At 41.0% G+C, this 288-nt stretch carries 1 pseudogene; it reads left to right on the top strand.

Annotated features, from left to right (window positions below):
* Positions 1–73: 73 nt before the first annotated feature.
* Positions 74–288 (top strand): annotated as a pseudogene (locus tag H6A13_RS13175) (hypothetical protein); the annotation flags it as partial.

Here is a 288-nt window from a genome sequence, read left to right as displayed (position 1 = left end):
TCCAGACCTTTTTTGAGCTCACTTAAAGGTTGCAACGGTTTGTTTTGTTTTCTATAATGAAAGGAGAAAATCAATGATGCAACAATTTCATACTCAGGAATATCCTGCTGCGAACCGCAACTACAAGGATCGCCTGTTTCGCTTTGTGTTTAAGAATAAGAAGGACCTTCTGGATCTATATAATGCGATTAACGGGACGGACTATGACAATCCGGAAGAACTGGAGGTCAACACCCTGGAAAATGTGCTGTACCTTTCCATGAAGAACGATTTGTCTTTCCTGATCGA

Origin of the sequence: Mordavella massiliensis (assembly GCF_016902415.1) — a bacterium.
In the GTDB taxonomy this organism is placed as follows: Bacteria; Bacillota; Clostridia; order Lachnospirales; family Lachnospiraceae; genus Merdimonas; species Merdimonas faecigallinarum.
The sequence above is the reverse complement of the archived record's forward strand: the minus strand, read 5'-3'. Positions and strand labels throughout refer to the sequence as shown.